Here is a 20,640-nt window from a genome sequence, read left to right as displayed (position 1 = left end):
GGCAGGCTTGAGCTATTATAACCCAAACCTCCCCGTCGCCCCTCCTCTCTTTAAACTAGTTAATGATATCTGTAAAGTAACTTTCTTTCTGATCACGTAATCGGCTGGAAACGTACTGCCTGCAAACAATTCTTCTTCCGTACTTATTATCTCCAATCGGGATTTTATATTCTTCCTCAGATAACCTTTCCCTACCATGAGTTACATTTGTTTGTTTACCATAGTATGAATTTGGGATAATTAATAAATCTTCAGATGTAAGTGGAACCTTATAAGTGGGCGTTGTTCGTAAGAGTTCTAAAAACATGTCAAATTCCAATTTTTCTTCTTCACTTTCTCCCACATAAATCAATCTATTTTCTGCTCCATTCAAACAAGTTGCAATAATATCACCATTATCATCTAAAAATATGATTTGGTTTATTTCCCCTACAAATCCCGATATTTCACCATCCGCCATTCCTGCGATATGAGCAATAGGCATTTTACTTATCGCCAATATATCATCTTTACTGAAGTGATTTTCTTCAAGATGCTTTTGAAGTAATTTTGGCGTTCCAATATGAGTTTGAGTTTTTAAATTTAACACTCCTTTTAATAAAAGAGCATCAACTCTAGTAAATTTTCCACAAGTAATTTCAGACACTATTCGTTCCACGGATTTATTAAGTCTATTTGATACAATTTCTAAATTCGTATTGAATGTTTTCAATCTTGCTTCAATATCTGATTGGTCTTTCATATCTGTATACACTGTGGCATCGTTATGTTGATAAAAGTTCCCGCCACCGGTGCTTGCACCGACATTTCGCAAAACTTCATCGTTGTTCAAAGGGGAAATGAGGTGAAATCTATTTTTCCCTGCATGTTCGGATGGGTGAATTAAAGCATCATAATTAAAAAGTGTGGCAAAAAGCCATGTGACCCATTCTGCATAAAAATATTTTTTCATTCTATCGTCTTCGTCTTCACCATAATTAAAACCTTTGCGATTTTCCCCAGGTAATAGGGTTTCCATAGGATCACATGGAATATTTTTAATAAGAGTAGGTGGTACGTTTCCACCACAATTCGCTACTTTTATCATATGTAGTAGTTTTTTCATATCTGAATTCGAAGTTTTCTTTGAATAATCAATCAAACAATTAAGCCACTCTCTTGAAAAGCTTGCAGCTATTTCTTGATCACAAGTATAAGGATTATGAGTTTTTAATTCATGGTCTATTAGATTCTTGATTTTATCCTTCAATACATTAGGAATGCTAATTTCTTCGATTTCTGTAATCTGCAGTATTCCTTTATTCATTATAAAACCTCCGTTGTTTTATTTTTTTACACCATATCTTCTATTAAATAAACTACCTACTTCTTTTTTGCTCCTTTGCTTTTCGTCAGAGCTATTACAGTTACCAAATTACAGAGAATAAACGTGGGGTATACAAAATTTCTTTTTAGTTACATTAACCCCGTAAATCTCCATTAAATTAGTATATTTAATGGAGATTTATTTTCATACTTTACTTTCAAACTATGTTTATAGGATTTTCAATTCAAGCACAAATATTCCTTTCCCTAGAATTTTCCTAAGATTGAAATCAGAATTTTCAATACACTAATATTAACAATAAAAATATAACACGAAACCAAAAAATGTAAACGAATAGTTTTTTTATAAAAAATAGTCAGACTATTTTTAAGGTAATTTGTATTTCATTGCACTAACTGCAATAAAGTGGAACTTTAATCAGCCCTCACCAATCGGGCTTTTACGGGCAACAGGGCCCCCGCCTAACTTCTTTGCTTCCGCTGAATTTCTAGGTGGGGGTCTTACTGCCCGGCAAATAGCGGGATAAAAAAGCCCCTAAATAATAGAGGACTTTCTTTACAAGAATATTCTATTTTAAAATCCTTACTTACCTTTTATTTTAAAAGATATTGCTGTAACTTCTTTATTAATAGTTCCGTCCCCTCTGGACTTACAATAATCTTCCCATTCGCTAACGAAATATTGCTGTCTGAAATATCACCTGTAAGTGCACAAGCTCTTGGAGATTGATATTTTCGTAAAATAATCTGATCCTCTTCTATAAACATTTCAAGAGAATCTTTTTCTACAATTCCTAAACTCCGTCTTATTTCCATTGGAATAACAATACGCCCCATGCTATCTGCTTTACGAGTAATCCCTCTTGATTTCATAAAATGCCACCCTTTATTTTTATCTAATATTACGGTACTTATTTTAGCAATAAACAACAATAAGGAATAGTTCGTATTACAGTACTTTTTTAGGAATAAATACCAATTAAAAATAGCTTATGTTAGGATTGTTTCTTGTTTATTCTTCATTTTTAATATATTTATCCTTGATCATTTTTATATATTGTTTTCTTTCTGTTAGTTCAAATATAAATAATGCCTTTTTTATGTATGTTAAACCAACTTCATTAGAGTGCTGAACTTTTAATAAAATTGCACCTTTTTCAAAGAATAATTCACCTAATAAGTATAAAGTATTCATATTTATGGCTAATTTTATACCTATTTCACTATACTTTATCGCTTCTTCATATTGATTTGCAAGGTGTAGACATTTTGTTAACGTATGAATGAGTCTTAATTTGATTTCTTTTTCTCTAGGAAATTCTATCTTATTAAAATTAATTAAACTTTGTTTTAATATATTTATGCTTTTCTCATACTCTTCATTTTCTGCATGTATTATAGCAATTGAATTCATTATGCTTATTTCTTTTTCTGATAAAAAGTTACTACTACTTAAAGTTTGTTTTAGTGCTCTATTTAAAATGTCAAAAGCATTAATTGTTGCTCCATTTACATAATATATAGCAATCGCTTCATGCCATAATAGAAATTGTTTATCTTCTTTTGATTGGAAATTATTTTCGTTTTTCTCTTTTTTCACTATTTCGTAAAGCTCATTATATTCTTTTTGTTTCACACAATCTCTCATTACACATTTTACATTTTCAATATATTTTATTTTTTTATTTTTAGTCAGTGCAAATATATAATTTGGATCAATACCAAGTCTTTCAGATAGTTGATACAACAATATGCTAGATGGATAAATAATCCCTTTTTCTATCTTACTAATTTGGCTTTGTGAACATATTCCATGACATAATTCAGATTGTGACATATTTTTTTCTTTCTAAGTCCTTTAATAATAATACCAAGATTGTAGAATTCCATCTTTCCTCCCTCAAATGTAACACTTTATGAGTATAAGAATATTTTCCAACTTTTAATGTAATGTAAAATTAGTATAGTTACAATTACTATTTATATGGATTTATAGTTTTTTCACAAACTTGTATCACAATATGAGAAATTATTACAATAAAGTTCACTAATAACCAATGGGAGTTTTATTCATCACCACTGATTATTAGTCCACTCCAAGCAGGCGTTTACAGGTAGTTCGATTTCTTTGCCACAGCTAAATTTTGAGGTGAGAATCTTATTGCCCGCAAATAGCGAAATTAAAAGAAATAAATATGATTTTTGATCTTTATTTCTTTTAATAGTTTCTTTTGATTTTATATAAACAATTTCGAAGGGGCTTATTTTATGAAAAGAATGTTAACCGAAAGAGAGTTAGAAGTGGCTATTTATGTAGCAAAAGGATATACAGATGCAGAAATTTCCAGAAAAATATATGTTACCCCTAGAAGAATTTCAACGATAATTAATCATATTAAAGAAAAATGGCATATTAATTCTAGAGTGGAATTAGGTATTTTAGTTTATCATTATGGTTTTATAGATGCACCCTTATTTTCTAATAAGGAAATTCAGCTATGCAAAAAGGTTGTACAGTAGATAGCAGAATATAAAAAGATTAGAGAATTAACTTCTCTAACCTTTTTATATTCAATACTAGCTTTTAAACAGCCCTAATGCTACCATTAATCCTGTTACCTGTTCAACCTTGTATAAACACAAAAAAGAATTAGCACTTCCTACTTTTCAAAACTAGTTACAATTCTCTCTTTCATTTTCTGTATTACTTCACTGCTCAATACCTTTTGACCAGCAGGAAGTTTTAATATGGCAGCAGCACCTTTACTAAGGTATATTTCTTGATCATTATTTTGATTTACTACCAATATTCCTTGCCCTTCAAATTCGAAATAACTAATATCTTTTGTTTCATTTGTATTATTTTTTATTGCTTTATATAATCCATATAAATCTTTACTTCTATTTTCTCCGCCCGTTCGAATCGGTTCAGTATCATTCGCAACAATCAGTCCTTCTGGCTGCTCACCCTTCATAATAAACCATAGCTTTTCATTTGTTGGTAATAGTAAATGCTTAAATTCAGAGCTATTTAAAATTTGCTGTGCTGGAATTGTTTCATAGATTGGTAACGAAAATGGAGATGTTGTTATTTTTTCAAAACTTAAATTTTCAGAAGAACTTCCCTTACTATATTGATAATCTTTTAATGCGATCGATTGTACTGATTCACTTTTATTTTTTGATGCATAACTAATTTTACTAGCGAAAATAATAACGGTCATTAAACACATGCACGGTATCACAAGCTTAAGTAGTTTTCCCATTTATGAACCTCCGCTTTTAATATTATTAGTTTGCATGGATATTATAAACAGTTTCACTCCACCAAAAATTATTATTGTTATGGAACGTACTGAAATTATGATTATAATGATCACCATACCAAGGGTCCATGTACGTTATATAATCTGTTCCATTTGTCCCTTTATAAAATCCATCAAGTACTAGAAAGTGTCCGATGTTAGCTCCATTTTGCCACATAATGAGTGCAATCATCGGCTGATTACTATTAATTTGATTTTTGAACCAATCATACGATTTTGCTCCAGAACTTATAGCTGAACTAACACCATATCCCGATAATCCATATTGTATTTCACGTGAAGTTGCAGGGGTATTATATGAGCCACCCTTGACATACCTAACGTACTGATCTTGTGAAGGAGTTTTCCCAAAATAATTTAAAACTGAGACCGAAGTGCCTGCCCAACACCAATTTGATCTTTCTTGTAATATGTTAGGTACAGATAATTTACGGTCTGTTGGTGTACTTGGAGGATTTCCATTAATATACGCTGACGTTATATATACTTTTTTCCATCTTTAAAATAATAAAACCAACGATTATCTAAACTTCCTGTCCAGTAATCTTTAACCGCTTCACCATACTCCCATCCTTTAAAAGATACTTTTGTATTTTCGGGAATCACATCTACAATATTTGCATTCAAACTTTTTGCACCTCTAACATTTACATTCAATGGAGCTGTTGTTCCTGAAAATTCCACTTCTTCTGCTATTATTTTCTGAACACCAATAAAACTAAATGTGAAGAACAATAAAACCATACAAACAATAAAATGCTTTCTTCCCTTCATTTCTCCACCCCTTCATCAGTACTAAAAAACATCAACAATTCATCCTTATTAATTGTTCAAGCTTAATATTACATACTAACGAAAAACGACTTCTCATAAAGTAAAACTTTAATCAGTGGGGTTTTATTCATCCCTCACTGATTATTAGTTAAACTAATCGGGCTTTTACGGGCTGCCCGATCCCCGCCTAACTTCTTTGCTCTCGCTGGATTTTGAGGTGGGAGTCTTACTGCCCGGCAAATAGCGAGATAAATTCCAATACAAAAAAGGAGCCTATAAATTTTTATAGGCTCCTTTTTATTTCGTCGTTATTACTTAGCTAATTCTTTCGTACCCTTCATTACATCAACGAAGAATCCCCAGTTATTCACTACAGAAGAGATACTGATATGTTCATCTGGAGTGTGGACGTTAAAGATGTCTGGTCCGAATGAAATTGCATCTAATTCAGGCATCTTTTGAACGAATGCGCTACACTCAATCCCCGCATGTACAGCGAAGATTTCAATTTCTTTATTGTATTTTTCTTGATGTACTTTTTCAAATAAATTACGAATTTGTGAGTTTGGATTGTATGGCCATTCTGGATACTCTGACTCTATTTCAAATGTAGCACCAACTAATTCAGCAATATATTTGATTTCTTCTGCAACATGTTGTTTTAAACTACTTACAGAACTTCGCACTTCGTTACGTAATTTAATTTCATCTTGCAACGTTTCAATAACGCCTAAATTTGTTGAGCTTTCTACAAGACCTTTAATATCCATGCTCATACTTTGAATGCCATTCGGAATTAAGAATAATGATGAAATAAGCTGCTTTTGTGTCTCTTTAGCAAATACTTTTTCAACTTTTTCATCCAATTTTGTCAGTGTAACATGAACATCTGGATCAACAGCACGCATTTCTTCTTGTAATACACGTGTCCATGATTCTAGTTTTTCTTCTACTTGTCCTACATCTTCTGTACGAATTAAAATTGTAGCTACACTTTCACGCGGAATTGCATTCGTTTTTAATCCGCCGTGAACTTCACTTATGTAAAACTCCGTATGTACTGATAAATCACGTAATACTCGTCCTAATACTTTGTTCGCATTACCGCGTTGTTTATCAATTTCCATACCAGAATGGCCGCCTTTTAGACCACCAACATATAGACGGTATGCATCCATATTCGCTGGCGTTTCATCCCAAATTACTTGAATTGTTTCAACAGCTTTCGCACCACCTGCACTACTTACAAGTAATTTATGATCTTCTTCAGAATCAATATTTATAAATATCTTTCCTTCAAAATGATTTGGATCAATAGCAAAAGCCCCACCCATTGTCGTTTCTTCTTCAGTAGTGATAACGACTTCAAGTGCTGGATGCGGAATTTCTTTTGAATCTAATAAAGCTAATGCATACGCAACTGCAATACCATTATCAGCACCTAAAGTTGTTTGATTTGCATATAACATGTCCCCAATGATTCGTAATTCAATTGGATCTTTTTCAAAATCATGTACTGTTGCTTGATTTTTTTCGCAAACCATATCCATATGACCTTGAATAATAATAGCTGGTACATTTTCATAACCAGCTGTTGCTTCTTTTTTAATAATGACATTTAATGCTTCATCTTGAATGACTTCTAAGTTACGCTCTTTTGCAAAGCCCACTAAATAATCACTAATTTCCTTTTCATTACCTGATCCTCTAGGAATCTTTGAAATTTCTGCAAAATGAAAAAATACAGGGTGCTTTGTTAATTGTTCTAAAGTAGAATACATTTTTCAAGCTCCTCTCAAAATGAAAAAATAATATGTAAGTCTCATATCATTATACCATGATTCATTATTTTATCTTTCTTTTAACTTTTATTGTTCATTTTATGTACAACACTCTTACAACATTGTAAGGGCGTTGTAATCTACATCGATTTTTCTCATTTAATAATAGTCGTATACTTTTTAAAGAAACACATTAAAGGAGATAAAGAAAATGAAAAAATTTTTAGCAATTATTACACTATGTTTATTATTTTTTAGTTTTACTATTGGCTGTGAGAGAGCGTCACTAAATAGAATTGGTAAAGATGTATATTACATGCAGATAAAAGGCGAAGGAACTATCGAAAAAGTAGATGGTAGAAACTTACGAAACTATACGCTGCCCGCATATGATGAAGATGGCGTCAAAAAACAAATTACATTTAGAAGTACAAAAAAGGAAAACAATCATAAATTAAATGAAGACGCGTTTTTACGCCTTTATGTAGATCAAAATGATAATAGCAACAATGAAATATCATCAATTGAAGTAAAGTCCTATGAAGAGATTCAGAAAGCAGATTTACCTGAAAAAGTAAAAGATAAGTTTACTATTAAATAAAAAACAAAAGAAAATGCTCTATGCATTTTCTTTTTGTTTTTCACCTGTATATATTTTGAACTGCTATTATTCATCAGTTTCTCTAACCGATTTATATTCTCCGTTAATGCACCTTTCACAAGAGAGAAATCTGTATTGGATTCTTCTTTTTTCTTTAAAAAACGAAGACTTTTGTACATTGACTTCAGCCATCTCTTCTCCCCCTTTTCAAAAAGATACAACCTTTTATTTATATTATATAGCAAATGTAGAAAGAGTGTACACTTATGATTTTCTTTTTAATTCTTCTTCTAATTCTTCTACTTGCTGCAACGCATCCCCTTTTATTAAAGAGAAATCTGTTGTATCTTCGTTATCTTCTTTAAAAAAATCATTGTCATAATCTTTTACCACTACAATCACCTCTACATGCTAGTGTAGGAATGATTGTCCAATTTTATTCAACTTTGTCGGATTTTGTTTTTAATTTATGTATAGAAGAAAAGGACAGAAAAAGATTCTGTCCTTATTTACTAAAATAACTATGATGTATTGTTAAATTATATACATTTTCAAAATCCCGATCTTGCAGGTTATTTTTCTTTCCATCAATAACAATGAAAACGTCACTTACTATTTTTGCTGGTATGATCCCGACATTTTCTACTTGTACCGCTTTCTGCTCATTCAATTGCTCGATATGTTCTAACGGAACGATAATACTAAATTGCGAGCGAATACCACGAAAGTTTGTATTTAATTCCTTCGCGGCTTCAAAAACAACAATTTTCGCGCCAATCTTTTCCCCATATGAATCTAAAAATGCATTTAAGCTCTTTGTATATTCCTCTTCCGTATGCCATTCCATCGTACCGAAAACTGATGGATTAACATTTTGAATAATTGTCGTGTATATTTCTCCTCTCGCTTTAGATGCAATTAATGATCGTTTGATTGATTGAACTGTCTTGCCAATATCGCTAAATTTCGCACCCCATATTTCTGAAATATTAGGTGTTAAAATGAACGCAATATCAACAAAAATAACCATTGCAGTAAACATTAAAAGATTTTTCCAGAGGGTTAAATCGATTCCTTTTATCATGAAATACACGGTGACAGATATGATAAACAAACCATACCAAGTCTTTCTAATACGTTGCTTTTTCTCCTCGTACAACTCCTCATTTTTCCAATAAAAGAAAACAAGGACTACAAAGACAATCGCTAAAACAAATAAGCCAATTCGAATGTTAGAGATCATTAATCACATCACCCTCCATTCAAAAACTACTCACGATATCATTACATGCGCAAGCTGCTCTCTTTATGACAAAAGACGTGGACAAGCTTCTAAATTTAGCTACATTGCATATATATTAGAAGGTGCCACGTCTTTTTTGTGGGCAGTAAGCCCCCCACTGATTAAAATTTCACTTTACCATGAGTCTATATTGTATATGTAGACAAGCATTCATTTCAAATTTTCGTATTAAGAAGAAATATGTTTCGGAATTCCCCCTTCAGGTACTTCTCCATCCATACTTAAATAATAATGACGAATCGGACGTAAGTTTTCGTCTAATTCATAAACAAGCGGAATGCTAGTTGGAATATTTAATGAAACTACACCATCACTTGAAAGGTTGTCTAAATATTTTACTAGCGAGCGAATTGTGTTACCGTGTGATGAAATAATTACTTTATTACTACTTTTTAATGTCGGCGCAATTTCTGAATGCCAATAAGCAAGTACTCTCTTCTCCGTATCCTCTAAACATTCAGTTAATGGAAATTCACCTTTTTTGAGTGTTTTATATCTTGGATCGGTCGCTTCATATCGAGGATCGTCTTCAGTAAGAGCCGGTGGTCTTACATCAACACTTCTTCTCCAAATATGAACTTGCTCCTCACCATATTTTTGAGCAGTTTCATCTTTATTCAACCCTTGCAATGCACCATAATGTCTTTCATTTAGCTTCCAAGATTTATGTATTGGGACCCAAGTAAGATCCATCTCATGAAGTACAATCCATAACGTCCGAATTGCGCGTTTTAATACAGATGTATAAGCCACATCAAAAGTATATCCGTTTTTCTTTAATATTGCTCCTGCTTCTCTCGCTTCACTTAATCCATTCTCTGATAGATCAACATCTGTCCATCCAGTAAAGCGATTTTCAAGATTCCATAAACTTTGTCCGTGACGAATAAGTACAAGTTTTATCATTATAATTCCCCTTTCGGAAATGTGAATTTTATTGTTCCATTACGTACACGTATAAAGTATCTAGTAATGTATCTTTTTATCCATTCACTCTATGACCAATCGATAGTTGCCAAATGTATGGATAAAATTTGTTCTTTTTCAAACGATAAAAACAGAAGCTTTTTCATTATTTTTGATCGACTGGTATTTCCCGTTTCGATATCCAAGCATCAAAACCTGATCGGCTATTTGCCATTTCATTCATAACTTGGTGCCAATTGTCCTCACATGATTCACCAAATTTTGAAAAAATAGCACCCATTTGTTGTCTTTGTACATCACTCAGTTTTTTCTCTAAATCTGTACCTTTTTCTGTTAAAGACAACTGTTTCACACGTCGATCATGCATAGCTTCATTACTCTCAATTAAGCCCTTTTCCACAAGTTGACGTAGCGGCCCGTGGAGAGCTTGTTTACTTATTTCTAATAGTGATAATAACTCATTTACACTTATCCCTGGAAAACGTGCGATAAAAAATAAAATTCGATGATGTACTCGTTGAATGCCATATTCTTTTATAATTTCATCTGGCTTTTCAGTAAATGTTTTATATGCAAAATAAAATAATGCTAATGCCTCATTCATCTGTTCTTCTTTATGTTGTGTCATCTACTTTCCCCCTGTATGTAAATTATACCACAATCTAGTAATGAATATTTTAATCAACGCATTAGAACTTGTTCAGTCTATTGAAACATTCATTGCATAATTAGGAGATGATTCATTTGAAAAAACAATATACTGTAAGTACATATTTATTGGATAGACTACACGAATTAGGAATTGAACATATATTTGGGATTCCTGGTGATTATAATCTTGCCTTTTTAGATGATGTAGTAGCACATGAAAATTTAAAGTGGATTGGCAATTGTAACGAATTAAATGCTGCATATGCAGCAGATGGGTACGCTCGCATAAAAGGAATCGCTGCTCTTATTACTACTTTCGGTGTCGGAGAATTAAGCGCCATTAACGGTATTGCTGGCTCATATGCAGAAAACGTGCCAGTTATAAAAATCACGGGTACGCCACCAACAAAAGTAATGGAAAATGGAGCAATCGTCCATCATACGCTAGGCGATGGAAAGTTCGATCACTTTTCCAATATGTATCGAGAAATCACTGTGGCACAAACAAATGTAACACCTGAGCATGCAGCTGAGGAAATTGACCGTGTATTACGTGCATGTTGGAATGAAAAACGCCCTGTTCATATTAATTTGCCGATTGATGTGTATAATAAACCAATTAATAAACCTACGGAACCAATTTTATATAAACCGATTTTAAGTAATAAAGAAACGCTGGATAAAATGCTTCTACATGCCACTTCAATAATAAATAACGCCAAAAAACCTGTAATTTTAGCTGATTTTGAAGTAGATCGATTTCACGCTAAAGAAAGTTTACATCAATTCGTAGAAAAAACTGGGTTTCCCATCGCGACGTTCAGTATGGGAAAAGGAATATTCCCAGAAAAACACCCTCAATTTATAGGTGTTTATACTGGTGATGTAAGTTCTCCGTACTTGCGAAAAAGAATTGATGAATCTGATTGTATTATTAGTATTGGTGTGAAGTTAACTGATACTATTACAGGCGGCTTCACACAAGGTTTTACAAAAGAACAAGTTATAGAAATCCATCCCTACACTGTGAAAATTATAGATAAAAAATACGGTCCAGTTGTAATGCAGGATGTTTTACAACATTTAAGTGATTCAATTGAGCATCGTAATAAAGATACCCTTGACGTTAAGCCATTTATTTTAGAATCATCACCTTTTACTGAAAAGTTCATTCCAAAAGCACAAATGGTCACACAAAAACGTTTTTGGCAGCAAATGTACCATTTCTTACAAGAAAACGACGTCTTAATTGTAGAGCAAGGAACACCTTTCTTTGGTAGTGCTGCTATCCCTCTACCTAATAACACTGCATATGTAGGACAACCGTTATGGGGATCTATCGGATATACACTGCCCGCTCTACTTGGTACACAGCTCGCCAATTTATCACGGCGCAACATTTTAATTATTGGTGATGGTTCTTTCCAAGTAACTGCCCAAGAGTTATCAACTATACTACGTCAAAATTTAAAACCGATTATATTTTTAATCAATAACAATGGATACACTGTTGAACGTGCAATTCGCGGCCAAAATCAACCGTATAATGACATACAAATGTGGGATTACACAAAACTAACGAACGTATTTGGAACAGAAGAAAAAAGCCAAACATTTAAAGTAGAAAATGAAACAGAGTTAGCAGAAGTCTTAACAAATATAACTTTTAATAAGAATCAACTTATCTTTATTGAAGTTATAATGAGCCAAAGCGATCAACCTGAATTGTTAGCTAAACTCGGGAAAAGATTCGGTCAGCAAAATTCTTAATATAAAAGCATAACCTAATTATACAATTAGTAGTGTAAAACTTGTTTTGAGAATAGTTTCGCCATTCAAAATACATAAGAAAAGGATGGCAAGCGCCATCCTTTTCTATTTTAAGAACCTTCTTCGACTAACGCCCCGTGCGACAAACAAAAATTCTTAATCCATCTTTAACTTTATAGCTTTTGTCGCAATAAATGTTTTAATATGCTTATCTAATATCCTTGTTCCACCAAAATCATCCTCATAAAAACCTGTTATAGCAAAACCAGCTTCAACTTGGCCTTGGATTTGGTCTTCTAAAGTATGCGCATATTCTATTGTTTGATTTGAATTGATGTAATCTTGAACTTCATCCTCTGGTAAATAATCCAATGTTGATGAAGGAATTGAATGTTTAACATCAAGAATACCTTTTTGTTCTTGGTTATCATCAAAAATCCATAGTAACGGATTTGTAAATCCAACAATAAGAATACCTTTATTCTTTAAAACCCTAGAAACTTCATTCCATACAAGATGAACATCTTTTACAAACAAATTAGAAACAGGATTTACAACAATATCAAAATATTCATCCTCAAGATCACCAAGGTCTGACATATCTCCTTGTACGGTTTTTAAAGTCAAACCATCCCGTTTTGCTACCTTTTCATCTTGTTCCAATTGCTTCTTAGATATATCAGTAACTGTTACATCTGCTCCAGCAGCAGCTAGAACTGGTGCTTGTTGTCCGCCACCTGATGCTAAGCAAAGTATCTTTAATCCATCTAATGACTTTGGAAACCACTCTCTAGGAACTGATTTTTCCGTAGTGACTGTAATCTCCCATTCACCTGATTTGCTTTTCTCAATAACCTCGCTACTTACAGGCTGCGTATATCTAGAACCTTCTTCCACCTTCTTATCCCATGCATTACTGTTTTGTTGAGTTGTATCCATTATAACTATTCCCCCTAGCTATCTTGTTACATTTTAAGTGTAAGATCATTTACTATTTATGCTTTCCTTTTTCTATTCACCTAACCAATAATTAATACATATTTTTCTATATTTATATTAACAAATAAAAAGTAGTAAGAAAAATAAAATATTCTAACTAAATAGAAAAATATAAATTCATTTAAGCAAATCAATTACATATAAAAAGGCATTCCAAACCTGTTGACGGTTGGAACACCTTTATATATATTATTTAAATTTTCACCCTCTGAACTAAACCCATTAAACAAATCAATTACAATTTATTTATTCCGCAAGCGCTAACTGCCAAGACACACCATACTTATCATTTAACCAACCAAATTTTTTACTAAATGGATAAGAACCTAAAGGCATTAGTACAGATCCATCCTGCGCTAACTTATGAAAGACCGCTTCAATTTCTTCTTCTGTCTCACAAGTTACATAAAGTGACATAGATGGTGTAAATGTAAAAGCATGCTTTACATAACTATCAATGCACATGAACTCTTGACCATTTAATGTAAAAGTTGCATGAATGACAGAACCCTCTTTACCTGGTCCATTTTCATCGTATCGAGAGATATTTACAATTTCTGATCGATCGAATAGCGACGTGTAAAAATTCATCGCCTCCTCAGCTTTACCTTCGAACATTAAAAACGTAGTGATTTTTTGATTTGTAGTACTCATATAGAGACAGCCGATACGATAAACTTAACTAAATCTATACAATTCAATCAAATTTATACAAGTTAGTGCTTCATCGTGTTCTCGCAACCCCGAAGGGACGAGGGGTATAACACTCCACACGAGGCAGTATCGTTACCTCCTATTATCAAGCATTTATTTTACCCATCTTGATAAATTTATCGCAGCATTTACATCCCTATCGTGATGGCTATTGCACTCAACACAACGCCACTCACGTATTTTTAAACTCCACTGTCCTTCTGGTTGAACTGAATGGTCGTATTTTACTCCGCAACATGAACAAATCTTGCTTGAGGCGAACCATTTATCAGCTTTTACATACTCAATGCCATACTTCTCGCACTTGTATGACAAACATTGGAAGAAGAAGTTTAATTTTTGAAATGAAAATGCTTTCGATAGTTTTTTGTTTTTTAACAGGTTTGAGATAGATAAGTCTTCCACAACAATTCTCATTGGTTTGTTTTTCACCAATTGAGCTGTTGCTTGATGGATATGGTTATTTCGGATATTCGTAATTTTCCTAGATAACCGCAGGTGCTCAGTTTTCGCTTTTTCATATCCGGCAGACTGAATTTTTACACCTTTTTTAAATCTCCTAGACATATCTTTTTGTGCTGATTTTTTCCTTTTCAAAAGATTTTTAACCTTAGCATCTTTGTTTATATTTCGTTCTTTCGTACCATTAGAAGCTACAAACAGCTCTTTTAAACCAACATCCACACCAATCGACTCATTGGTTAGTTCTTGTGATTCAAAGTCTTCTTGGAACCCTACACTAATCCACCAGTGACGACCGTCACAGGTAACTCTTGGATTGGATGGTTTTTTGTTTCTTGGTAGTTGTTGGCTTGTTTTCACTTTTCCAATAGACTGAATATGAACTACTTTCTTTCCTATAATCAGTCTTTCATAATTGGCATAAAATCCTTGGATTAAATCTTTTTTGGATTTATAAGAAGTGTGATAACCATTTTTGTACTTTTTGAACGAATGTTTTCTCGCCGTATCAAAATCTTTTGAAGCCTGTTTAGGAACTTGTGCGTTAATGGCATTTAACCACTCATATCTCTTTCGCTTCTTGATCTTTGTAAATCGTTTCTGTAAAGCTAACTGTGAAACAGATTTTCCAAATAGCTTATAGTATCTATCACTCATTCTTTTACAATAGTTATAAGCGAATCTTGCAGCACCAGCATGATTTCTAAGCACTTTTTCTTGTTCAGGCGTTGGAATCAGTCTGACTTTCTTCGCCAATATCATCAGAAGCCTACTCCTTTACTGTGCGATTATTCGGCACTCACCTTTCAGATACTGAAAGATTTGTTCTTCTGAATAGTAGCGTGTTCCACCAGCATTCTCCTAAGACTACTCGGATACAAACCTGTTAATTCCGATACTTGACTAACTCGTGAAAATTTCATTATTATTCTCACCTCATTGCATTTACCATAATGCATAGATTCAATGAGACTTGATAGATTTAATTAAATTTATCTCGTTCAACTAAGGGCGCAATTCCTTAGCCAGTTCTCTTATGAACTTCTCATGCTTTCACATGAGCGCAGACTATATGTTTATCTACTTAGAGATAGAGGATTTTTCCACCACCATAGGCTTGTGGTGTACTCTCGTCAGTTATACGAGATAGTCGTTGAACGTTCATCTTATCCATTTTGACTTAGATGATTCGAGGCGGAAGACCCATTGTTCTAGTGTTTAGGATTTAACCTTGCACCATCTGATTGATTTTTTCTGCTTTCGCAACATTCATGCTCACCATTTCTAGCCACGTTGTAGTTCAATCAGCTTTAGGGATTGCCCGCAGTTAACCCTCACTACTAGCCAATCACTTGACTAGCAGGGCTTACTGATATATTTAATTAACTTTCGTTATAATTGGTTAAATAAATCGTAACAGTTAGTTACCCCTTATTATGTATTTATGCAAAACATACATTGGTAAATAAAATCGAACGTACATTCCCATAAGTGTATTTTCTATAAAAACGATAAGTTTGTCAATTATCTACGTTCTTATTTCTTTTTAAATAATGCTGTCCAAAGAAATGATTCTCCAAACATAGTATTTGGTTGGTCAATTTGCTTCATCTTTCTAATCTCGATCACCTTAAACTCGTCAAATATCTCTCTTAATTTTTCTTCTGAATATACAAGGCCACCTTGTAAACTCCACCCTCTATATACGTCCCAATCCGTTATTTCTGATCCATTTCGCTCATCTAAATCACCTGCTGCAAAACATGTTAATGCAAAATAACCACCTGATTTCAATGAGTTTTTAATTAAATTCACATAATTTATTCTCCTATGCGGTGGAATATGATGTAAACAGCCCGAATCGTACACAAAATCAAAATCATTTTGACACTCTAGATTAAAAATCGAATTACAAATAAAATCAATTTCTATTCCTTTTGCTAACGCCCTCTCTTTTGCCCAATTAATGCCCTCTATAGATAAATCCACTGCGGTTACATCGAATCCTTCAGTCGCTAAATAAATTGCATTTCTTCCTGGGCCACATCCAAGCTCTAATACTTTCCCTTTAGAAATCCATTCTTTTTGTATATAGGAAACTAGATTTTCATCTGGAACATTTTCAAAAAACGGAACATCTTTTTCTCTATTCGTATAAAATTCATTCCAAAACGGTTCTGCTGGTCTTAATAATGAATCGAGCATTTTAATAATATCTTCTTGCGTGTGCAACACTTCATTTTTCATTTGTACCCCTCCAAAATTTAATAGTCAGAAAATTATTATATATCTTTTTGAACTTTCAGACAAAGAAAAAACCTCCTACATTTCTTTGTCTTAAACATGCGAGATATCATCAAGAAAAACTACAGAACATCAGAAGAATAGGAGTTGATACATATGTGGTAAAGATTTAAAAACTATACATATTCATCAAAAGAATTAAAGTTCATGCTTTGGTTATTTGGTATTACTTGTTTTGTACACTAGGTCGCTTTCTTTGGCGGACTATTTTCTTCTGAATTTCTATGGTTTAAAGGTCTTTGCGCTATTGCAGCACTATTAGTTTTTATGGATGTTAAGCGGAAAATCAATAAGTATAAGGTAGTATTGTGAAAGGGAGCCACTACAGGTTCTTTTTCTCTGTTCAAAATAAAAAAGTAGCTGTTAGGCTACTTAAAGTTTGTCTTATCACCAAATAAAATGATATATATATTTTCATCAACCCCAGCAACCCTAGCAAATTTCATCACGTCAGCACCCTGAAGGAAATACATTGTTAGCATAACTGGCACCCGTGACTACATAAACCGATAAAGCTCATTCACTCTTTGCTTAGTCGTAACAATTAAATCATTCGCAAGTCCATTAATCCACGCAGAGGTTCTAACTGAAGTAAACGGAAGATTTTTCCCATTAACTACTATTCTCGCCATAATATGTGTTATATCCACACCGATACCCTCATTCCAAGAATCAAATCTGTTTCCCATATTTACATAAGTATTCGATGCTATAAGAAATGTTTAAAATGCTTTTTTATTAAAATAAAAGCAGCGGATTCGCTACTTTTATTTTTTTAAATCTTCAAGATTTATATATATCTTTGGATGTTCGTTTTTAAACACATTTTCATGCCATACATCATCTACGTCCAGCCTTGACTGCTTATTGTTATATTCATTCACATCACCACTTCTATTGAACCATTCTGGATTCCTATGAACGTAACGGTAAATAAACTTTCTTGCTTCTTTTAATGAGTTAAATTCTCCAAATTTCTGCAACTCGACTTTTAATTGTTCTTCAGCCATTTGCCCCTCTGGGGAGAAATAATCTTTTTTAATAATTTCCTTTATGTCACTTATGAATCTAGTAGAGAAAATACTAAACTCAATAAGAAACACAAAAGCCACTATACAAATGCACCGTGGCTGAATATATAAATCCAATTGGTCTTTTTGTCTTTTTACGGATTCTTACCGCCACTGCCCGTTCTCCGGTAACGTTTTGATAAAGGGGCTACACTATCCCCACACTATTCTTTTTTCAAAGAACTGTATAGGTATAGAGTATAATTGATTCTGTCTTGAGAAATCCCCGAAAACATCCCCTTTTTTATCGAAAAAAATAAGGCCTGCATTTATGCAGGCCTTATTTAAATTAGGGAATTTACTTAGATAAAATTACTGAAGAGATTTCATATCACTTATTCTGTTGGAGAAGGAAATCTTGCAGCTTCAAAATGCGTACTATTTTCTACAGTAGAAATAACTCCAGCTACGCTACTTTGTGCAAAAACCTCAACTACATCCCCTGCATTCAATTGAATTATTGATGAAACAGCTACAACATTGGCAAAGTTTATTGGACCAAAAAAATCATTATCTATTGCAATTGCCGGATTTCCATTAACTCGAATTTCTACCCGCGCTCTATAGTTTGCGTTTAGATTATTGGGAATGAACGCAATTGTTCCAATAACAGAGTAAACACCTCTTGCCTTTGGTATAAAAATGGATGTTGCAGGGTTATATTCATTTGCTAAATCAAATTGTTCATTTTGGAATAAAACTTTAACAAATGTATTTGCTGGTACATTCTGATTAACTGTGCTCACAGCTCTAAAAGCAGATGCTCTTACAAGATTGTATCCGTTATCATCAGAACAACAATTCACTTTTACATTAAACCAAGGCTTTTCCTCATGTTTTTTATCACATTTGTCATAACTCTTACTGCTTTTATGACAATCATGATATTTCTTTTTGTAATCCTTACAATAATCATTGTAGTAATAAGACATACTAGATTCCTCCTTTAAATTTATTACTACATATACTATGTAAGGTAGATTAGAAAGGTTTGGACGAGCTGTTACTATTTTTAATAGAATTAAAAAAACACCATTTGGCAGGGTGTAAAAATAATAAAACATATACAGTAGAACAACCTCATCTTAACCTATCTATATCAACACCACAAAATATTAGAATTCCATTTCAGTTACTTCGAAGCTAAATTTATATAACCCCCAAAGCAGTAGCTTTTAATAAATCTTACGCCCATTTTAATAACAATTACATAATGCAGAGCATATACTAGTATAGAATGATAGGAATTTATACTCACTCTCAAACAAAGCACTTATATATAGTGCTCTGTTTGAGCTTCCTTTTTCTACAAAATGAAATTTTTATACAAAATACACACAACTAAATTCACATAATTTCATATGATATATTGCATCATTTCTTTTTAGAGTGGATAGTCGTTACAGAAGGGCGCTTTCCGAAGCGTTCTTTTTTAATATCCCCTGCACTAAATAATTTTTGAATTATATCTTAATTTCGAGAACACTCACAAGTCATAGGTTTACAATAAGTCTTGGTCAGAAGAGCACTTATATATGGTGCTCTTTTTGGTATGGAATTTAAAATAGAGGCTTGCTCTTAAAACCTATTATGTAATTTTCATAGGTTTTTTCCTTACACCCGTGTGTCTGTTTACTCATAAGTTGTTAAAGTATAAATATAAATTGATAGTTAATTTATAAGGGAGGTGTAAAAATGAGTAAATTTAAAAAGCATTGTTGTCACATACCCTTTCCTTTACCTCAAATAGGGCCTACTGGAATAACTGGAGCGACAGGACCTTCTGGACCTACCGGAATAACCGGAGCAACTGGGCCTTCTGGTGGACCTCCAGGACCTCCAGGACCTACCGGATTGCCAGGAACTGTTGGACCTCCGGGGCCTACCGGACCTACCGGAATAACCGGAGCAACTGGGCCTTCTGGTGGACCTCCAGGACCTACCGGACCTACCGGATTGCCAGGAACTGTTGGACCTCCGGGGCCTACTGGGCCAACCGGAATAACCGGAGCAACTGGGCCTTCTGGTGGACCTCCAGGACCTACCGGACCTACCGGATTGCCAGGAACTGTTGGACCTCCGGGGCCTACGGGACCTACCGGACTTACAGTATCTGGATTATCTCATTATGCTTATGTTTTCAATACAGCAGCTCAAGTTGTTGCCTTAGAAGCACCTATTCTTTTTAATTCACATGGTAGAATGACATCTGGTTTTACTCATACGCTGGGAACTTCTCAATTAATGGTTCTTAATGCAGGAGATTATAAAATTTCTTTTTCTGTATCAGGAGTTGAACCTAATCAATTCACACTTTTTTTAAATGGTGCTCCGGTTACCAGCGCAGTTTATGGATCAGGTGCAGGAACTCAACCAAACAACGGCCAAACAATCCTCGCTTTAGCTGCAGGTGATATTATTACCCTTAATAATCATACTTCCGCTGCTGCAGTTACTTTGCAGACTTTGGCGGGTGGAACACAAACAAATATAAATGCTTCGATTGTAATTGAAAAATTAAATTAATTTAATCATTTATTTCTTGAAACTCTGCCAGTAAATAACCTGGGATGGATTCTTTTTTCAACAAGCAGTTAGCTTTTGCTAGCTGCTCTTCTATTTTGTTCCTACT

18 protein-coding genes and 4 pseudogenes are annotated in these 20,640 nt (G+C 33.4%); 4 read left to right on the top strand and 18 right to left on the bottom strand.

The genetic code is table 11. The features are described from left to right. Positions 1–55 precede the first annotated feature (55 nt). The 3 genes and pseudogenes from JFU02_RS31645 to JFU02_RS31635 form a co-directional block, all read right to left on the bottom strand. Positions 56–1,306, bottom strand: a complete 1,251-nt coding sequence (locus tag JFU02_RS31645; protein ID WP_001032356.1) for a hypothetical protein — start codon at positions 1,304–1,306, stop codon at positions 56–58. A 614-nt stretch (positions 1,307–1,920) separates the two neighbouring features. Further along, positions 1,921–2,199 (bottom strand): AbrB/MazE/SpoVT family DNA-binding domain-containing protein, encoded by a 279-nt coding sequence (locus tag JFU02_RS31640; protein ID WP_000842214.1) that lies wholly within the window; start codon positions 2,197–2,199, stop codon positions 1,921–1,923. A 139-nt stretch (positions 2,200–2,338) separates the two neighbouring features. Beyond that, positions 2,339–3,216 (bottom strand): annotated as a pseudogene (locus tag JFU02_RS31635) (helix-turn-helix domain-containing protein). A gap of 378 nt (positions 3,217–3,594) precedes the next feature. On the opposite strand from JFU02_RS31635, the gene JFU02_RS31630 reads away from it, so the two are divergent. Then, on the top strand, positions 3,595–3,846 hold the full coding sequence (locus JFU02_RS31630; protein WP_000827562.1) for a response regulator transcription factor: 252 nt from the start codon (positions 3,595–3,597) through the stop codon (positions 3,844–3,846). A gap of 140 nt (positions 3,847–3,986) precedes the next feature. On the opposite strand, the gene JFU02_RS31625 is transcribed toward JFU02_RS31630, so the two are convergent. From JFU02_RS31625 to pepD, 3 genes and pseudogenes are all read right to left on the bottom strand, one after another. Further along, on the bottom strand, positions 3,987–4,592 hold the full coding sequence (locus JFU02_RS31625) for a hypothetical protein (RefSeq protein ID WP_000517275.1): 606 nt from the start codon (positions 4,590–4,592) through the stop codon (positions 3,987–3,989). A 25-nt stretch (positions 4,593–4,617) separates the two neighbouring features. Then, a pseudogene (locus JFU02_RS31620) lies at positions 4,618–5,426 on the bottom strand (papain-like cysteine protease family protein). 311 nt (positions 5,427–5,737) lie between these two features. Next, a complete protein-coding gene (gene pepD, locus JFU02_RS31615) occupies positions 5,738–7,207 on the bottom strand; it encodes a beta-Ala-His dipeptidase (RefSeq protein ID WP_061667593.1) in 1,470 nt (489 codons plus the stop codon). 211 nt (positions 7,208–7,418) lie between these two features. Between pepD and JFU02_RS31610 the strand changes: the two genes are divergently transcribed. Then, entirely contained in the window at positions 7,419–7,808 is a 390-nt protein-coding gene (locus JFU02_RS31610) for a YxeA family protein (RefSeq protein ID WP_061667594.1), read from the top strand. Between the two features lie 26 nt (positions 7,809–7,834). On the opposite strand, the pseudogene spoIISB reads toward JFU02_RS31610, so the two are convergent. The 5 genes and pseudogenes from spoIISB to JFU02_RS31585 all read right to left on the bottom strand — a co-directional run. Further along, a pseudogene (gene spoIISB, locus JFU02_RS32365) lies at positions 7,835–8,000 on the bottom strand (stage II sporulation protein SB); the annotation flags it as partial. Between the two features lie 72 nt (positions 8,001–8,072). Beyond that, complete coding sequence (locus JFU02_RS31600; protein ID WP_000237817.1) at positions 8,073–8,201, bottom strand: hypothetical protein; 129 nt, start codon at positions 8,199–8,201, stop codon at positions 8,073–8,075. A 112-nt stretch (positions 8,202–8,313) separates the two neighbouring features. After that, positions 8,314–9,051 carry a type II toxin-antitoxin system SpoIISA family toxin gene (locus tag JFU02_RS31595; protein WP_000624982.1) on the bottom strand — a complete coding sequence of 246 codons (738 nt, stop codon included), beginning with the start codon at positions 9,049–9,051 and terminating at the stop codon, positions 8,314–8,316. A 228-nt stretch (positions 9,052–9,279) separates the two neighbouring features. After that, positions 9,280–10,017, bottom strand: a complete 738-nt coding sequence (gene gpmA, locus JFU02_RS31590; RefSeq protein WP_201072125.1) for a 2,3-diphosphoglycerate-dependent phosphoglycerate mutase — start codon at positions 10,015–10,017, stop codon at positions 9,280–9,282. Positions 10,018–10,183: 166 nt separating this feature from the next. Further along, the gene (locus tag JFU02_RS31585) at positions 10,184–10,666 is read right to left on the bottom strand and encodes a MarR family winged helix-turn-helix transcriptional regulator (protein ID WP_000191888.1); all 483 of its coding nucleotides are present in this window, start codon (positions 10,664–10,666) and stop codon (positions 10,184–10,186) included. Between the two features lie 107 nt (positions 10,667–10,773). Here JFU02_RS31585 and JFU02_RS31580 point away from each other — a divergent pair, with 107 nt between their 5' ends. Continuing rightward, the gene (locus tag JFU02_RS31580; RefSeq protein ID WP_097889033.1) at positions 10,774–12,459 is read left to right on the top strand and encodes an alpha-keto acid decarboxylase family protein; all 1,686 of its coding nucleotides are present in this window, start codon (positions 10,774–10,776) and stop codon (positions 12,457–12,459) included. A 156-nt stretch (positions 12,460–12,615) separates the two neighbouring features. On the opposite strand, the gene JFU02_RS31575 is transcribed toward JFU02_RS31580, so the two are convergent. The 7 genes and pseudogenes from JFU02_RS31575 to JFU02_RS31545 form a co-directional block, all read right to left on the bottom strand. Next, on the bottom strand, positions 12,616–13,398 hold the full coding sequence (locus JFU02_RS31575) for a class I SAM-dependent methyltransferase (protein WP_061667596.1): 783 nt from the start codon (positions 13,396–13,398) through the stop codon (positions 12,616–12,618). Positions 13,399–13,704: 306 nt separating this feature from the next. After that, on the bottom strand, positions 13,705–14,112 hold the full coding sequence (locus JFU02_RS31570; protein ID WP_061667597.1) for a VOC family protein: 408 nt from the start codon (positions 14,110–14,112) through the stop codon (positions 13,705–13,707). Positions 14,113–14,265: 153 nt separating this feature from the next. Then, the gene (locus tag JFU02_RS31565; protein ID WP_098013520.1) at positions 14,266–15,396 is read right to left on the bottom strand and encodes an RNA-guided endonuclease InsQ/TnpB family protein; all 1,131 of its coding nucleotides are present in this window, start codon (positions 15,394–15,396) and stop codon (positions 14,266–14,268) included. A gap of 774 nt (positions 15,397–16,170) precedes the next feature. Further along, positions 16,171–16,881: a class I SAM-dependent methyltransferase gene (locus tag JFU02_RS31560; RefSeq protein WP_061665805.1), complete on the bottom strand. Its 711-nt coding sequence runs from the start codon at positions 16,879–16,881 to the stop codon at positions 16,171–16,173. 444 nt (positions 16,882–17,325) lie between these two features. Then, a pseudogene (locus JFU02_RS32360) lies at positions 17,326–17,627 on the bottom strand (hypothetical protein). A 78-nt stretch (positions 17,628–17,705) separates the two neighbouring features. Beyond that, entirely contained in the window at positions 17,706–17,948 is a 243-nt protein-coding gene (locus JFU02_RS31550) for a hypothetical protein (protein ID WP_061665807.1), read from the bottom strand. A 395-nt stretch (positions 17,949–18,343) separates the two neighbouring features. Further along, positions 18,344–18,940, bottom strand: coding sequence for an ABC transporter permease (locus tag JFU02_RS31545; protein ID WP_061665806.1), 597 nt, complete (start codon positions 18,938–18,940; stop codon positions 18,344–18,346). Between the two features lie 763 nt (positions 18,941–19,703). Here JFU02_RS31545 and JFU02_RS31540 point away from each other — a divergent pair. Beyond that, entirely contained in the window at positions 19,704–20,534 is an 831-nt protein-coding gene (locus JFU02_RS31540) for a BclA C-terminal domain-containing protein (protein ID WP_201072123.1), read from the top strand. The last annotated feature ends 106 nt before the right edge of the window (positions 20,535–20,640 follow it).

Origin of the sequence: Bacillus sp. TH13, from assembly GCF_016651175.1 — a bacterium.
Taxonomy (GTDB): domain Bacteria; phylum Bacillota; class Bacilli; order Bacillales; family Bacillaceae_G; genus Bacillus_A; species Bacillus_A thuringiensis_S.
This window is presented reverse-complemented; position numbering and strand designations above follow the sequence as displayed.

What these genes read in the sequence shown, in the direction of transcription:
- JFU02_RS31645 (WP_001032356.1), bottom strand. Translation starts at nt 1,306, where the DNA reads ATGAATAAAGGAATACTGCAGATTACAGAAATCGAAGAAATTAGCATT.
- JFU02_RS31640 (WP_000842214.1), bottom strand. Translation starts at nt 2,199, where the DNA reads ATGAAATCAAGAGGGATTACTCGTAAAGCAGATAGCATGGGGCGTATT.
- JFU02_RS31630 (WP_000827562.1), top strand. Translation starts at nt 3,595, where the DNA reads ATGAAAAGAATGTTAACCGAAAGAGAGTTAGAAGTGGCTATTTATGTA.
- JFU02_RS31625 (WP_000517275.1), bottom strand. Translation starts at nt 4,592, where the DNA reads ATGGGAAAACTACTTAAGCTTGTGATACCGTGCATGTGTTTAATGACC.
- pepD (WP_061667593.1), bottom strand. Translation starts at nt 7,207, where the DNA reads ATGTATTCTACTTTAGAACAATTAACAAAGCACCCTGTATTTTTTCAT.
- JFU02_RS31610 (WP_061667594.1), top strand. Translation starts at nt 7,419, where the DNA reads ATGAAAAAATTTTTAGCAATTATTACACTATGTTTATTATTTTTTAGT.
- JFU02_RS31595 (WP_000624982.1), bottom strand. Translation starts at nt 9,051, where the DNA reads ATGATCTCTAACATTCGAATTGGCTTATTTGTTTTAGCGATTGTCTTT.
- gpmA (WP_201072125.1), bottom strand. Translation starts at nt 10,017, where the DNA reads ATGATAAAACTTGTACTTATTCGTCACGGACAAAGTTTATGGAATCTT.
- JFU02_RS31585 (WP_000191888.1), bottom strand. Translation starts at nt 10,666, where the DNA reads ATGACACAACATAAAGAAGAACAGATGAATGAGGCATTAGCATTATTT.
- JFU02_RS31580 (WP_097889033.1), top strand. Translation starts at nt 10,774, where the DNA reads ATGATTCATTTGAAAAAACAATATACTGTAAGTACATATTTATTGGAT.
- JFU02_RS31575 (WP_061667596.1), bottom strand. Translation starts at nt 13,398, where the DNA reads ATGGATACAACTCAACAAAACAGTAATGCATGGGATAAGAAGGTGGAA.
- JFU02_RS31570 (WP_061667597.1), bottom strand. Translation starts at nt 14,112, where the DNA reads ATGAGTACTACAAATCAAAAAATCACTACGTTTTTAATGTTCGAAGGT.
- JFU02_RS31565 (WP_098013520.1), bottom strand. Translation starts at nt 15,396, where the DNA reads ATGATATTGGCGAAGAAAGTCAGACTGATTCCAACGCCTGAACAAGAA.
- JFU02_RS31560 (WP_061665805.1), bottom strand. Translation starts at nt 16,881, where the DNA reads ATGAAAAATGAAGTGTTGCACACGCAAGAAGATATTATTAAAATGCTC.
- JFU02_RS31550 (WP_061665807.1), bottom strand. Translation starts at nt 17,948, where the DNA reads ATGGCTGAAGAACAATTAAAAGTCGAGTTGCAGAAATTTGGAGAATTT.
- JFU02_RS31545 (WP_061665806.1), bottom strand. Translation starts at nt 18,940, where the DNA reads ATGTCTTATTACTACAATGATTATTGTAAGGATTACAAAAAGAAATAT.
- JFU02_RS31540 (WP_201072123.1), top strand. Translation starts at nt 19,704, where the DNA reads ATGAGTAAATTTAAAAAGCATTGTTGTCACATACCCTTTCCTTTACCT.